This is a genomic window from Pseudomonas sp. JY-Q (assembly GCF_001655295.1).
Lineage (GTDB): Bacteria > Pseudomonadota > Gammaproteobacteria > Pseudomonadales > Pseudomonadaceae > Aquipseudomonas > Aquipseudomonas alloputida.
In genome coordinates, this window is record NZ_CP011525.1 from 2,041,584 (window position 1) to 2,056,283 (window position 14,700).

Annotated in this window: 13 protein-coding genes; 10 read left to right on the forward strand and 3 right to left on the reverse strand. The window is 61.7% G+C overall.

Going from position 1 to position 14,700, the window contains the following annotated elements:
• The first annotated feature begins 140 nt into the window (after positions 1 to 140).
• On the forward strand, positions 141 to 2,069 hold the full coding sequence (locus AA098_RS09130; RefSeq protein WP_003248759.1) for an ATP-binding cassette domain-containing protein: 1,929 nt from the start codon (positions 141 to 143) through the stop codon (positions 2,067 to 2,069).
• A 107-nt stretch (positions 2,070 to 2,176) separates the two neighbouring features.
• Here the strand turns inward: AA098_RS09130 and AA098_RS09135 are convergent, their stop codons facing one another.
• Positions 2,177 to 2,617 carry a universal stress protein gene (locus tag AA098_RS09135; RefSeq protein ID WP_003248761.1) on the reverse strand — a complete coding sequence of 147 codons (441 nt, stop codon included), beginning with the start codon at positions 2,615 to 2,617 and terminating at the stop codon, positions 2,177 to 2,179.
• A 110-nt stretch (positions 2,618 to 2,727) separates the two neighbouring features.
• Between AA098_RS09135 and AA098_RS09140 the strand changes: the two genes are divergently transcribed.
• The 7 genes from AA098_RS09140 to AA098_RS09170 all read left to right on the forward strand — a co-directional run bounded on the left by AA098_RS09140 (position 2,728) and on the right by AA098_RS09170 (position 11,155).
• The gene (locus AA098_RS09140; protein ID WP_003248762.1) at positions 2,728 to 3,165 is read left to right on the forward strand and encodes a hypothetical protein; all 438 of its coding nucleotides are present in this window, start codon (positions 2,728 to 2,730) and stop codon (positions 3,163 to 3,165) included.
• Positions 3,166 to 3,775: 610 nt separating this feature from the next.
• Positions 3,776 to 5,923, forward strand: coding sequence for a fatty acid oxidation complex subunit alpha FadB (gene fadB / locus AA098_RS09145; protein WP_003248763.1), 2,148 nt, complete (start codon positions 3,776 to 3,778; stop codon positions 5,921 to 5,923).
• A 31-nt stretch (positions 5,924 to 5,954) separates the two neighbouring features.
• Positions 5,955 to 7,130 carry an acetyl-CoA C-acyltransferase FadA gene (gene fadA, locus AA098_RS09150; RefSeq protein ID WP_003248768.1) on the forward strand — a complete coding sequence of 392 codons (1,176 nt, stop codon included), beginning with the start codon at positions 5,955 to 5,957 and terminating at the stop codon, positions 7,128 to 7,130.
• Positions 7,131 to 7,205: 75 nt separating this feature from the next.
• Complete coding sequence (locus AA098_RS09155; protein ID WP_060538993.1) at positions 7,206 to 7,457, forward strand: DUF1653 domain-containing protein; 252 nt, start codon at positions 7,206 to 7,208, stop codon at positions 7,455 to 7,457.
• Between the two features lie 100 nt (positions 7,458 to 7,557).
• On the forward strand, positions 7,558 to 10,167 hold the full coding sequence (topA, locus tag AA098_RS09160; protein WP_003248770.1) for a type I DNA topoisomerase: 2,610 nt from the start codon (positions 7,558 to 7,560) through the stop codon (positions 10,165 to 10,167).
• Between the two features lie 188 nt (positions 10,168 to 10,355).
• Positions 10,356 to 10,871 (forward strand): DUF6586 family protein, encoded by a 516-nt coding sequence (locus tag AA098_RS09165; RefSeq protein ID WP_003248773.1) that lies wholly within the window; start codon positions 10,356 to 10,358, stop codon positions 10,869 to 10,871.
• A gap of 50 nt (positions 10,872 to 10,921) precedes the next feature.
• Entirely contained in the window at positions 10,922 to 11,155 is a 234-nt protein-coding gene (locus AA098_RS09170; protein ID WP_003248777.1) for a hypothetical protein, read from the forward strand.
• Between the two features lie 50 nt (positions 11,156 to 11,205).
• On the opposite strand, the gene sulA is transcribed toward AA098_RS09170, so the two are convergent.
• Positions 11,206 to 11,682 (reverse strand): SOS-induced cell division inhibitor SulA, encoded by a 477-nt coding sequence (gene sulA / locus AA098_RS09175; protein WP_003248779.1) that lies wholly within the window; start codon positions 11,680 to 11,682, stop codon positions 11,206 to 11,208.
• Between the two features lie 13 nt (positions 11,683 to 11,695).
• A complete protein-coding gene (gene lexA / locus AA098_RS09180) occupies positions 11,696 to 12,304 on the reverse strand; it encodes a transcriptional repressor LexA (protein ID WP_003248781.1) in 609 nt (202 codons plus the stop codon).
• A 215-nt stretch (positions 12,305 to 12,519) separates the two neighbouring features.
• On the opposite strand from lexA, the gene AA098_RS09185 reads away from it, so the two are divergent.
• Both AA098_RS09185 and nagZ read left to right on the forward strand, forming a co-directional pair.
• On the forward strand, positions 12,520 to 13,227 hold the full coding sequence (locus tag AA098_RS09185; protein WP_003248784.1) for a TetR/AcrR family transcriptional regulator: 708 nt from the start codon (positions 12,520 to 12,522) through the stop codon (positions 13,225 to 13,227).
• A gap of 189 nt (positions 13,228 to 13,416) precedes the next feature.
• A complete protein-coding gene (nagZ, locus tag AA098_RS09190; RefSeq protein ID WP_177342693.1) occupies positions 13,417 to 14,415 on the forward strand; it encodes a beta-N-acetylhexosaminidase in 999 nt (332 codons plus the stop codon).
• The last annotated feature ends 285 nt before the right edge of the window (positions 14,416 to 14,700 follow it).

Genomic DNA, 14,700 nt, shown 5'->3' on the forward strand with positions numbered 1-14,700 from the left:
GCCGGCAGTGGGTGAAAGCACTGTGCTTGTATCGGGATATTAAGTTCGACCAGATGTCACCAGGTGCTCACTGGTTGGCCTGGCGGATGCCGTCGAAGGCCAAGTCAGGTAGAATGCGCGCCCGATTTATGGAGACGAACATGACCCTGCTCAAATTCAGCGATGTGTCCCTCGCATTCGGCGCCATGCCGCTGCTGGACAAAGTGTCCTGGCAGATCGCTCGTGGCGAGCGGGTGTGCATCATCGGCCGCAACGGCACCGGCAAGTCGAGCATGCTGCGCCTGGTCAAGGGCGAGCAGAAGGGCGACGACGGTGAAATCTGGCGTGCGCCTGGCCTGAAGATCGGTGAGTTGCCACAGGAGCTGCCGGTAGCCGACGAGCGCACGGTGTTCGACGTGGTAGCCGCTGGTCTGGACGGCGTGGGCGAATTGCTGGCGCAGTTCCACCACCTGAGCATGAACATCCAGGGCGATGAAGACCTGGAAAAACTCATGCACGTCCAGCACGAGCTGGAGGCCCGCGACGGCTGGCGCCTGCAACAGGTGGTGGAAAGCACACTCAGCCGCCTGCAGCTGCCGGCCGACAAGACCCTGGCCGAGCTGTCCGGTGGCTGGCGCCGCCGCGTACTGCTGGCCCAGGCGCTGGTGTCCGAGCCCGACCTGCTGCTGCTCGACGAACCGACCAACCACCTGGACATCGGTGCCATCGCCTGGCTCGAAGAGGCCCTGCGTGGCTTCAACGGCGCGGTATTGTTCATCACCCACGACCGTTCGTTCCTGCAGAACCTGGCCACCCGTATCCTCGAACTGGACCGCGGCGGCCTGATCGACTGGAACGGTGACTACGCCAGCTTCCTGGTGCACAAGGAGGCCGCACTGGCCGCCGAAGAAACCGCCAACGCGCTGTTCGACAAGCGCCTGGCCCAGGAAGAAGTGTGGATCCGCCAGGGTATCAAGGCCCGCCGTACCCGCAACGAAGGCCGCGTGCGTGCACTGAAGGCCCTGCGTGTGGAGCGTGGCGAGCGCCGTGAACGACAGGGCAAGGCCAACATCCAGATCGAAGCCGCGGACAAATCCGGCAAGCAGGTGATGGTGCTGGAAAATGTCAGCTTCCATCACGCGGACGGCCCCCTGCTGGTCAAGGACTTTTCCATGGTCCTGCAGCGGCAGGATCGCATCGGTCTGCTGGGCGCAAACGGCACTGGCAAGACCACGTTGCTCAAGATGATGCTGGGCGACCTTGAGCCCACTGCGGGCAAAGTGGAGCGCGGCACCAAGCTTGAGGTGGCCTATTTCGACCAGATGCGCCACCAGCTCGACCTGGAAAAGACCGTAATCGACAACCTGGCGGAAGGCCGTGATTTCATCGAGATCGATGGCCAGAACCGCCACGTGCTGAGCTACCTGGGCGACTTCCTGTTCAGCCCCCAGCGCGCGCGTACGCCGGTCAAGGCGTTGTCGGGGGGTGAGCGTGCACGGTTACTGCTGGCCAAGCTGTTCAGCAAGCCGGCCAACCTGCTGGTACTCGACGAACCGACCAACGACCTGGACGTGGAAACCCTCGAGCTGCTGGAAGAGGTGCTGTCCAACTACAAGGGCACCGTGCTGATGGTCAGCCACGACCGGGCCTTCCTCGACAACGTCGTGACCAGCACCCTGGTGTTCGAAGGCGAGGGCAAGGTGCGTGAGTATGTGGGCGGTTACGAGGACTGGATTCGCCAGGGCGGCTCGCCGAAGCTGCTGGGTGTGACCGAGAGCAAGGGCGGTAAGTCTGCGCTCAACAGCGCGGTAGTGGAGAAGGTCGAGGCCAAGCCTGAGCCTGTTGCGGCGCCGGTGGTGGAAGACGCTTCGAAGAAGAAGCTGAGCTACAAGCTGCAGCGTGAGCTGGAGATGCTGCCGGGGCAGATTGATGAGCTGGAGCAGCGTATGGCTGAAGCCCAGGAAGAAGTGAATGCGGCGGGCTTCTATCAGCGGCCGATTGCAGAAACTTCGGCGGTGCTGGCACGGATCGAGAAGCTGCAGGGCGAGCTGGATGTATTGGTGGAGCGCTGGGCTGAGCTGGAAGGCTGATTGGCGTTAGCCTGTTCCGGCCTCTTCGCGGGTAAAGCCGCACCTGCAGGGATTGCCATACCCTTGCAGGCGCGGGCTGGCCCGCGAAGAGGCGGGTTCAGGTCCAGTCAATCCTTCTTCAGCAAGCGTACCGCCAGCACGTCACACGGCGCACCGTGCAGCACATCATTGGCCGTGGACCCCAGCAGCAACGCCAGGCCATGACGGCCATGGCTGCCCACCACGATCAGGTCGCACTTTTGCTCCTTGGCCAGCTGGTGGATTTCCTGGCGCGGTTGGCCGTAGGTCAGATGCGAATCGCCACGCTGGATGTCCGGGTACTTGTTGAAAAGGCGTTCCATGCGCTCCTTGGCTTGGTCGAACTGCTGCTGTTGCAGCTGCGACAGGTCCATCGGCACGTCACCGCCGAATGCCATCGCCATCGGCTCGACGATATGCACCAGCGATACCTTGGCGTTCGAAGGTTTGGCGAGCGCCATGGCGCGCTTGATCACCGGGTCGCATTCTTCGGTCAGGTCGACGGCGACCAACAAATGTTCGTATTCCATGAGCGGTACTCCTGGCAATCGCGATAGAAGAAGTATGGTCGCTTTCGGGCGGGTCTTCCGTGAAAAATGGCTAACCAGCTCATTTGCAACGCTTTATGGGAACTACTGATATGACGGTATTGCTGGTGGTGTCAATCCTTGCGCTGATTCTCAGCCCGCTTTCCTGGCTGCGCAGCTCGCGCAAGCAGAGCGAGCAGATGAAGTTGCGCCTGGAGGCGCGGCGCATGGGTTTGGCCATGCAACTGGCGCCGCAGCAGTGGCCGCACTGGCTGGAAAAGGAGCCGCCAAGCCCCTGCCCGCAGTATCACAGAGCCCGGCGCCGTGGGCATGAGGACAGCTTCAGCTTCTGGCAGGTCAGCCCCGGGGTGTGGTGGAACCAGTGGCGCGAGCCCTGCGAAGACCCACGTTTCATGGGCGCGTTGTCGCGCTTGCCGGCGAGTGTGTACAAGGTCGAGGCCGATGCGCGGATGATTGCCCTGTACTGGACCGAACGTGGCGATACTGCTGTGTTGCAGGATGTTGCCTACGCCCTCGAAACCTTGGCTTGAGCGCCGCCCATGCGCGACTCCTGTAGGCGCGGATTCATCTGCGAACACCGGCAGAGCCGGTGCCAAACTGCGCGGTGCCTGCTTCGCGGGTAAACCCGCTCCTACGGGGCATCCAGGCTGGTCAATCTGTTCTGCAACGACAAAGCGGCGGCTCGGCATAACCCTGAAGGGGTGGGGTGCCAAGTCGCCGCTTTGCGTTCTGCTGCGCAGAAAAGGCCAGGCAGGCCGGGTTATTCATTCAAGCAAGTGCCAGTGTAGTCGCACTGGCTCGCCGCGCAAGCGCAAAGCCGTCAGCCAATGCTTGTGGTCAATCGCTGACATGAATGACCGGCGATCACTGTCATCATGTTTTGTACCCGGACGATAGAAAATGACTGGAAAGTCGCGTTTTCGCCGTGCTCGTGAGCATTTGACAACGCCCATCTTTTCGGAGAATGTGTGCACACCCAAATCAAACGGGCGTATGAATTGAGCGTTTGTATGTCATGACGCCAAGCCATACTTCCGACTAGCGCGCTGACGGGTGTGCCTGGGGCAAGGCAGCTTAGGCCTGCTTCTGCTGCAGTGATCGGCGTGTACAGTTCAGCTTCCATATCGTGGAGATCAGTTGATGATTTACGAAGGTAAAGCCATCACGGTTAAGGCTCTTGAAAGTGGCATCGTCGAGCTCAAGTTCGACCTCAAGGGTGAGTCCGTCAACAAGTTCAACCGCCTTACCCTGAACGAGCTGCGCCAGGCCGTCGATGCCATCCAGGCCGATGCCTCGGTCAAAGGCGTGATCGTCAGCAGTGGCAAGGACGTGTTCATCGTCGGCGCCGACATCACCGAGTTCGTCGACAACTTCAAGCTGCCTGAGGCCGAACTGGTCGCCGGCAACCTGGAAGCCAATCGTATCTTCAACGCCTTCGAAGACCTCGAAGTGCCGACCGTTGCCGCCATCAACGGCATCGCGCTGGGCGGCGGCCTGGAAATGTGCCTGGCGGCCGACTACCGGGTCATGTCCACCAGCGCCAGGATCGGCCTGCCGGAAGTCAAGCTGGGTATCTACCCGGGCTTTGGCGGTACCGTGCGCCTGCCGCGCCTGATCGGCTCGGACAACGCCATCGAGTGGATCGCCGCCGGCAAGGAAAACCGTGCCGAAGACGCCCTGAAAGTGGGGGCCGTCGACGCGGTGGTCGCCCCTGAGCTGCTGCTGGCCGGTGCCCTCGACCTGATCAAGCGTGCCATCAGTGGCGAGCTGGACTACAAGGCCAAGCGCCAGCCGAAGCTGGAAAAGCTCAAGCTCAATGCCATCGAGCAGATGATGGCCTTCGAGACGGCCAAGGGCTTCGTCGCTGGCCAGGCCGGCCCGAACTACCCGGCCCCGGTCGAAGCGATCAAGAGCATCCAGAAAGCCGCCAACTTCGGTCGCGACAAGGCCCTGGAAGTTGAAGCCGCAGGCTTTGCCAAGCTGGCCAAGACCTCGGTCGCCGAGAGCCTGATCGGCTTGTTCCTCAACGATCAGGAACTCAAGCGCAAGGCCAAGGCGCATGACGAGATCGCCCACGACGTGAAGCAGGCCGCCGTGCTCGGCGCCGGCATCATGGGCGGCGGCATCGCCTACCAATCGGCGGTCAAGGGTACGCCGATCCTGATGAAAGACATCCGCGAGGAAGCCATTCAGCTGGGTCTGAACGAGGCCTCCAAGTTGCTTGGCAACCGCGTCGAGAAGGGCCGCCTGACCCCGGCCAAGATGGCCGAGGCCCTCAACGCCATTCGCCCGACCCTGTCCTATGGCGATTTCGCCAATGTCGACATCGTCGTCGAGGCTGTGGTCGAGAACCCGAAGGTCAAGCAAGCGGTACTGGCGGAAGTGGAAGGCCAGGTGAAGGACGATGCGATCCTCGCTTCCAACACCTCTACCATCTCGATCAACCTGCTGGCCAAGGCGCTCAAGCGCCCGGAAAACTTCGTCGGCATGCACTTCTTCAACCCGGTGCACATGATGCCGCTGGTTGAAGTGATCCGTGGCGAGAAGTCCAGTGAAGTGGCGGTTGCCACCACCGTGGCCTACGCCAAGAAAATGGGCAAGAACCCGATCGTGGTCAACGACTGCCCGGGCTTTTTGGTCAACCGTGTGCTGTTCCCGTACTTTGGCGGTTTTGCCAAGCTGGTCAGCGCCGGTGTCGACTTTGTGCGCATCGACAAGGTCATGGAGAAGTTCGGCTGGCCGATGGGCCCAGCCTACTTGATGGACGTGGTCGGCATCGACACCGGCCACCACGGCCGTGACGTCATGGCCGAAGGCTTCCCGGATCGCATGAAGGACGAGCGCCGCTCGGCAGTCGACGCGTTGTACGAGGCCAACCGCCTGGGCCAGAAGAACGGCAAGGGCTTTTACGCCTACGAAACCGACAAGCGCGGCAAACCGAAGAAGGTCTTCGATGCCACCGTGCTCGACGTGCTCAAACCGATTGTGTTCGAGCAGCGTGAAGTCACTGACGAAGACATCATCAACTGGATGATGGTCCCGCTGTGCCTGGAGACCGTGCGTTGCCTGGAAGACGGCATCGTCGAAACCGCTGCCGAAGCCGACATGGGCCTGGTCTACGGCATTGGTTTCCCTCCCTTCCGCGGTGGTGCGCTGCGTTACATCGACTCGATCGGTGTGGCCGAATTCGTCGCCCTGGCCGATCAGTATGCCGACCTGGGGCCGCTGTACCACCCGACCGCCAAGCTGCGTGAAATGGCCAAGAACGGCCAGCGCTTCTTCAACTGAGCGGTCAACGAGCTAGAGCGAGAGATTTGATATGAGCCTGAATCCAAGAGACGTGGTGATTGTCGACTTCGGTCGCACGCCAATGGGCCGCTCCAAGGGTGGCATGCACCGCAACACCCGCGCCGAAGACATGTCGGCGCACCTGATCAGCAAGCTGCTGGAACGCAACGGCAAGGTTGACCCGAAAGAAGTCGAGGACGTGATCTGGGGCTGCGTCAACCAGACCCTGGAGCAGGGCTGGAACATCGCCCGCATGGCCTCGCTGATGACCCAGATCCCGCACACTTCCGCGGCGCAGACCGTCAGCCGCCTGTGCGGCTCGTCCATGAGCGCGCTGCACACGGCCGCCCAGGCGATCATGACCGGTAACGGTGATGTGTTCGTGGTCGGTGGCGTGGAGCACATGGGCCACGTCAGCATGATGCATGGCGTAGACCCCAACCCGCACCTGTCCTTGCATGCCGCCAAGGCTTCCGGGATGATGGGCCTGACTGCAGAAATGCTCGGCAAGATGCACGGCATCACCCGTGAGCAGCAGGACCTGTTCGGCTTGCGTTCGCACCAGCTGGCCCACAAGGCCACGGTCGAAGGCAAGTTCAAGGACGAGATCATCCCGATGCAGGGCTACGACGAGAACGGCTTCCTGAAGGTGTTCGATTTCGACGAAACCATTCGCCCGGAAACCACCCTCGAAGGCCTGGCATCGCTGAAGCCTGCGTTCAACCCGAAAGGCGGTACGGTCACGGCCGGTACCTCGTCGCAGATCACCGACGGCGCCTCGTGCATGATCGTCATGTCCGGTCAGCGTGCCATGGACCTCGGTATCCAGCCATTGGCGGTGATCCGTTCGATGGCAGTGGCCGGTGTCGACCCGGCAATCATGGGCTATGGCCCGGTGCCATCGACCCAGAAAGCCCTCAAGCGTGCGGGCTTGACCATGGCCGATATCGACTTCATCGAGCTCAACGAAGCCTTCGCTGCACAGGCCCTGCCCGTGCTGAAAGACTTGAAAGTGCTCGACAAGATGGATGAGAAGGTTAACCTGCACGGCGGCGCCATTGCTTTGGGCCACCCGTTTGGTTGCTCCGGGGCGCGGATTTCCGGCACCCTGCTCAACGTCATGAAGCAAAATGGCGGTACGCTGGGTGTTGCGACCATGTGCGTCGGCCTGGGCCAAGGTATCACCACTGTCTTCGAACGCGTCTGATCGCGTAGCGGGACAGCAGCCGGGGCCTAGTGCCCCGGTTTTGTTTTTTCAGGTTTTATTCAGGAGGTGAGCAACATGCAGATACAACCAGGCGTATACCGGCATTACAAAGGGCCTGAGTACCGTGTCTTCAGTGTTGCGCGGCACTCCGAAACCGAAGAGTGGATGGTGTTCTACCAATGCCTGTATGGTGATTACAGCTTCTGGGTACGTCCCCTGTCGATGTTCCAGGAGTCCGTCGAATTTGACGGCGAGCAGGTGCCACGCTTTGCTTTGGTCAAGGTCGAAGAGGGGCTGCCCGGGTTGCTGGGCAAGTCGCACGCGTGATCGTCCGAGCTTGACCTCACACTTTTGCCACTATATATAGCGGTGCCGCGTCTGGCACTTGGCGCGTTTTTTATCTTCAGATTCAGGAATACTCCGATCCATGGGCAAATCGCTGGTCATTGTGGAATCCCCGGCCAAGGCCAAGACCATCAACAAGTACCTGGGCAACCAGTACGTGGTGAAGTCGAGTATCGGCCATATCCGAGACCTCCCCACCAGCGGTTCGGCCAGCGCGAGCAAAGAGCCGGCCGCCAAGCGTGGCAAGGCTGCGGGTGAGGCGCCGGCGCTTTCGCCGAAAGAGAAGGCCCGCCGCCAGCTGGTGGCACGCATGGGCGTCGACCCCGACCATGGCTGGAAGGCCAAGTACGAGATCCTGCCTGGCAAGGAAAAGGTGATCGAAGAGCTGCGCCGCCTGGCCAAGGATGCCGACACCATCTACCTCGCAACCGACTTGGACCGCGAAGGGGAAGCCATTGCCTGGCACCTGCGCGAGGCCATCGGGGGTGACGACACCCGCTACAAGCGCGTGGTGTTCAACGAAATTACCAAGAAGGCCATTCAGGAAGCCTTCTCGCAGCCAGGCGAGCTGGACATCGACCGGGTCAACGCCCAGCAGGCGCGGCGTTTCCTCGACCGCGTGGTCGGTTACATGGTTTCGCCACTGCTGTGGGCCAAGATTGCCCGTGGTCTGTCCGCTGGCCGTGTACAGTCGGTGGCGGTGAAGCTGGTGGTTGAGCGTGAGCGTGAGATCCGCGCCTTCATCCCGGAAGAGTACTGGGAGATCCACGCCGACCTCGGCACCGCCAAGAACGCCAAGGTGCGTTTCGAGGTGGCGCGCGAGAAGGGCGAGGCCTTCAAGCCGCTGAACGAAGCTCAGGCCATGGCTGCACTGGAAAAGCTCAAGGCTTCCAGTTACAGCGTGGTCAAGCGCGAAGACCGCCCGACCAGCAGCAAGCCATCGGCACCGTTCATTACGTCCACCTTGCAGCAAGCGGCCAGTAACCGCCTGGGCTTTGGCGTGAAGAAAACCATGATGATGGCCCAGCGCTTGTACGAAGCCGGTTACATCACCTACATGCGTACCGACTCGACCAACCTGTCGGCTGACGCCCTGGATATGGCACGCAGCTACATCGAACGGGAGTTCGGCAAGCAGTACCTGCCGGAGGCGCCACTGGTTTACGGCAGCAAGGAGGGCGCCCAGGAGGCGCACGAAGCGATTCGGCCTTCTGACGTGAATACCCACCCGACCAAGCTCAGCGGCATGGAGCGTGACGCCGAGCGCCTGTACGAGCTGATCTGGCGCCAGTTCCTGGCGTGCCAGATGCCGCCAGCGCAGTACCTGTCCACCAGCGTTACCGTCGCTGCCGGCGATTTCGAGCTGCGTGCCAAGGGCCGCATCCTCAAGTTCGACGGCTACACCCGTGTGCTGCCACAGCAGAGCAAGCCGGGCGAAGACGACGTCCTGCCAGAGATGGTGCAGGGTGAAGCGCTGAAACTGATCCAGATCGACCCGAGCCAGCACTTTACCAAGCCGCCTGCACGCTTTACCGAAGCCAGCCTGGTCAAGGAAATGGAAAAGCGCGGCATTGGCCGCCCATCGACCTACGCGGCGATCATTTCCACCATCCAGGACCGTGGCTATGTGACGCTGCACAACCGCCGCTTCTACTCCGAGAAGATGGGCGATATCGTCACCGAGCGCTTGTCGGAGAGCTTCTCCAACCTGATGGATTACGGCTTTACCGCCGACATGGAAGAGAACCTCGACGACGTGGCCCAGGGCGAGCGTGACTGGAAGAACGTGCTCGACGAGTTCTACGGCGATTTCAGCAAAAAGCTGCAGACTGCCGAGTCCAGTGAAGACGGCATGCGCGCCAACCAGCCGACCATGACCAACATTCCATGCAAGGAATGTGGTCGGCCGATGATGATTCGCACCGCTTCTACGGGTGTGTTCCTGGGCTGCTCTGGCTACAGCCTGCCGCCGAAAGAGCGCTGCAAGGCTACCGTCAACCTGGTGCCGGGCGACGAGATTGCTGCTGACGACGAGGGCGAGTCGGAGTCGCGCGTACTGCTGGGCAAGCACCGTTGCCCGATCTGCGCCACCGCGATGGACGCCTACCTGCTGGACGAGAAACACAAACTGCACATCTGCGGTAACAACCCGGATTGTGTCGGTTACGAGATCGAAGAAGGCAACTACCGCATCAAGGGTTACGAAGGGCCGAGCCTGGAGTGCGACAAGTGCGGTAGCGAGATGCAATTGAAGACCGGCCGTTTCGGCAAGTTCTTCGGCTGCACCAACCCGGCATGCAAGAACACCCGCAAGCTGCTCAAGAGCGGCGAGGCGGCGCCACCGAAGATGGACAAGGTGGACATGCCGGAGCTCAAGTGCGAGAAGGTCGATGATACCTACGTGCTGCGCGACGGTGCTTCTGGGTTGTTCCTGGCTGCCAGCCAGTTCCCCAAGAACCGCGAAACCCGTGCGCCGCTGGTGCTGGAGATTGTGCCGCACAAGCATGAGATTGACCCGAAGTACCACTTCCTGTGCGATGCGCCGCAGAAAGACCCGGATGGCCGCCCGGCGGTGATTCGTTACAGCCGCAAGACCAAGGAGCAGTACGTGCAGTCCGAGGTCGATGGCAAGCCGACCGGTTGGAAGGCGTTTTACGACGGCAATGCCTGGAAGGTTGAAGACAAGCGCTGATCCATCGGTGCTGTGATTTGGGGCCGCTTTGCGCCCCTTCGCGGGCTTGCCCGCTCCCACAGGTATCGCGCCGCCCTTGAATGTGGCGCTGTACTGGTGGGAGCGGGCAGCCCGCGAAGGGGCGCAAAGCGGCCCCAATCATTTATGATGCAGATATCCGCCTTGTAGCCTTATGGGAGGGCACTGAAATGGCCCAGGAACTCTACACCCGCACCAACCAGAAACTGTTCTTCGCCGGCCTCGCCCTCGAGTCCATGGCCAAGGCTGAACAAAGCCAGGCCATGAATGCCCAAGGCCTGGTCCAGGCTGAGCGCGAGTCGGCGCTGTTCCACCTGTATGGCGCTCTGTTGGGGCTGTGCCATGAAATCGGGGGCTTCTATCGCCTGCCGGTCGTCGCAACGGTAGAGCAAGCCCTGGCCGACGATGCCCTGAACGGTATCGCCATCCCGGAAGTGGCCGAGTTGCTGGAGCTGGCTCGCCAACGCGAAACCTGGCTGGCGCAAATGCTCGGTGCTTATGCCGATTTGTTCCGACCACCGGTCGCCAGAAAAGCGCCGAAAACCGACGTTACCCAGCCTCTGATTCAAGCCGTCAATCTTGATGAGCCTGAGCATCCAGCGCTGTCGCGTGCCGAGCTGGAAAGCTGGCGCAACGACCTCAAAAGTTTGGTGAGACGTTTCCGCGACGCGTTGAGTGAGTGCTGATAGCCGCAACGGCTGGTACAATAATCGCCTTTCGCGGAGAACTGCCATTTATGTCTACGTCTTTTCTGGAAATTGTCGAGTTGCCTGATGGCCGCATCGAACTTCGTCGCGCCGAGGATGAGGGCTCTCTGGTAACCCTGGATTTCTCGGAAGACGCCAAGGTGTTCCTGCAGGGTCAGCATGTGGAAGTGGCCAAGGCCATGCTCAGTGTGGGCGTGCAGATGGCCGGTCGCCTGATGGATGGCGAGCTCGAGCGTGATGAAGGGCCGCGTGTGCTGCACTGAGTGTGCAGCAGCGTATCAGGCTATTTGAAGTGACAGGCAAAGCCTGAACATCAGCCGAGGCGGATGTTCAGGCTTTGTGCGTTTCCGGCACTGGCTGCACGTAGCAGTTGCTGGCGTGCAGTGGCATTGACGTTGCCCAGCCAGCTCACCACGGTGTGGCTGAGGCCCAGGCGCAAAGCCTCGCAGGCCAGCTGCAGCGCGCTTTGATTGCTGCGGGGTTGCAGCAGCAGAATACGTTCACGGTTGAGCCCGGCATCGCGCAGCCAGGCCTGGGTCAGGCTTGGCGGTGGGGCGATCAGGGTCAGCCAGCGGGCCTCGTCCTCTTCGCTCAGCTCGCGCAGCACGGGCGCCAGCAGGCTTTGGCAGTGGCCAGGGGCGCCGCGCAGCGACAGTTCGCTGAACAGCTCGGGCTGGCTGCTCTTGCGCGCCGGTTCCCTGGCTTTCAGGCCTGGCAGCACGGGCTGGGCGAGGAATGCTTCGAACAGGGGCAACTGGACTTGCTCGGGTGCGTGAATGAACTGCTGCATGACGCCTCCTGGATCAGCGGCGAATGACGCCGACGCTCAAGCCCTCGATCACCAGCTCCTGTTCTTTCAGGTCGACTTCGATGGGGGCGAATTCGGGGTTTTCGGCAAGCAGCCAGACTTTGCTGCCTTCACGCTTGAAGCGCTTGACGGTAACTTCGTCGCCGATGCGCGCCACCACGATCTGGCCGTTACGGGCTTCACGGCAGGTGTGCACCGCCAGCAGGTCACCGTCGAAGATGCCGACGTCCTTCATGCTCATGCCGTGTACGCGCAGCAAATAGTCGGCTTGGGGGTGGAAGAAGGCAGGGTTGATGTTGCAGGATTGCTCGATGTGCTGTTCGGCAAGAATCGGCGCACCGGCAGCGACCCGGCCGATGATGGGCAGGCCGGTTTCTTCGGCCTTGGCTTCCAGGCCAGGGATGCGGATGCCGCGGGAAGCGCCCGGCGTCATTTCGATCGCGCCCTTGCGGGCAAGGGCCTTGAGGTGCTCCTCGGCGGCATTGGGCGACTTGAAGCCCAGCTCCTGAGCAATCTCGGCGCGGGTAGGCGGGAAGCCGTTGTCTTCCAGGCAGCGCTTGATGAACGCGAGAATTTCGGCTTGGCGTGGCGTCAGTTTCAACATGGTAAGCGCTCTGTCTTTTTGTACAGTGACTGGGATTATATACAGTACTGAGTGCGCTGCAAGCCAAAAGCCGCAATAAACAGAAGAGGTGGCGCTTGCAGTGGGCCGGCTGGCGCTTTTAAATGGCGACCGCCCAGTCACCGAGCCTTGACAGAAGCAGGGCTGAAACGTATGTTTCAAACACCTGTTTGTCTGGCGGAGTAGTCGGAGTAGTCATGGCCCAATCGGAAACCGTTGAACGCATTCTCGATGCTGCCGAGCAGCTGTTCGCGGAAAGGGGGTTCGCCGAAACCTCGTTGCGGCTGATTACCAGCAAGGCCGGGGTCAACCTGGCGGCAGTCAACTATCATTTCGGCTCCAAGAAGGCGCTGATCCAGGCTGTTTTTTCGCGTTTCCTCGGCCCATTCTGCGCCAGTCTCGAGCGTGAGCTGGAGCGCCGCCAGGCCAAGCCGGAGCAAAAGCCCAGCCTTGAAGAACTGCTGGAAATGCTCGTAGAGCAGGCGCTGGCCGTGCAGCCGCGTAGCAACAACGACCTGTCGATCTTCATGCGCCTGCTGGGTCTGGCGTTCAGCCAGAGCCAGGGTCACCTGCGGCGCTATCTGGAAGACATGTACGGCAAGGTGTTCCGCCGCTACATGCTGCTGGTGAACGAGGCTGCGCCACGCATTCCGCCACTGGAACTGTTCTGGCGTGTGCACTTCATGCTGGGTGCCGCGGCCTTCAGCATGTCCGGTATCAAGGCCTTGCGGGCGATTGCCGAGACTGACTTCGGCATCAATACCTCGATCGAGCAGGTGATGCGCCTGATGGTGCCGTTCCTGGCGGCAGGCATGCGCGCTGACAGCGGTGTGACCGACGAGGCGATGGCCACTGCGCAGCTGCGTCCGCGAACCAAGACCAGTTCGGCTACCGCCAAGGCCTGAAGGCTGGGCGTGGCGGGGCGCTTCCGCTAAGCTAGCGCCCATGCCCTATCTCGATCTACTTCACATTTCCCTTGCTGACCAGCGCCTTTATGGCTTCGCCTGTGGCCAACAGCGCGTGTCTGCCGGTGTCTGCTGCCCCCCGGTGGGCTTCTCTCTGTCTTCAATGAAGGATTACCCATGACTGTCAGCCTGCAAGGCTCCCTGATGGTGGATATCGCCGGTAAATGGCTGACCGCCGAAGACCGTCAACTGCTTCGCCAGCCGGAAGTGGCTGGCCTGATCATCTTCGCCCGCAATATCGACAGCCCGCGCCAGGTGCGCGAACTGTGCGCGTCCATCCGCGCCATTCGCCCCGAGCTGATCCTGGCCGTGGATCAGGAAGGTGGTCGCGTACAGCGTCTGCGCCAGGGCTTTGTGCGCCTGCCGGCCATGCGTGCGCTGGCCGATAACGACAATGCTGAATACCTGGCTGAACAGTGCGGCTGGCTGATGACGACCGAGGTACTGGCAGTTGGCCTGGACCTCAGCTTCGCTCCGGTGCTCGACCTGGACCACCAGCGTAGCGCCGTGGTGGGCAGCCGCGCCTTCGAGGGTGACCCGCTGCGTGCAACGCGACTGGCCGGCGCGTTCATCCGAGGCATGAATGCGGCAGGTATGGCCGCGTGTGGCAAGCATTTCCCAGGGCATGGCTGGGCCGAAGCCGATTCGCACGTGGCCATCCCCACCGATGAGCGCAGCCTGGAACAACTGCGCCGGGCCGACCTGGTGCCGTTTACCCGCCTGAGTGGGCAGCTGGCGGCAGTGATGCCGGCGCATGTCATCTACCCGCAGGTTGACAACCAGCCCGCTGGCTTCTCGCGGCGTTGGTTGCAGGACATCCTGCGTGGCGAGCTGGGCTTTGATGGGGTGATTTTCAGTGATGACCTGTCGATGGCCGGTGCGCATGTGGTGGGCGACGCGGCCAGCCGTATCGAGGCGGCGCTGAGCGCCGGTTGTGATATGGGCCTGGTGTGCAATGACCGGGCGGCGGCGGAGCTGGCGCTGAGTGCGGCGCAGCGCATGAAGGTCAAGCCATCGCCGCGGATTGCGCGGATGCGTGGACAAGGGTTTGCGCGGACCGATTATCGCCAGCAGCCGCGCTGGCTGGAGGCGTTGGGGGCGTTGAAGGAAGCTCAGCTGGTCGATTGACTGCGCTGGCCTGTTCGCGCTCACAGGTACCGCATCTCATGCTTGTAGGCGCGGGTTTACCCGCGAATACGGTGGCGGCGGCAACGGTGAACGGCGGGTTGTAATTGGCCAGCAGGTCCGGCCTCTTCGCGGGTAAACCCGCTCCTACGACGACCTGTGCCGAACCTCCGATGCGTGCCTGTAGGCGCGGGTTTACCCGCGGATACGGTGGCGGCGGCAACGGTGAACGGCGGGTGGTAATTGGCCGGCAGGTCCGGCCTCTTCGCGGGTAAACCCGCTCCTACA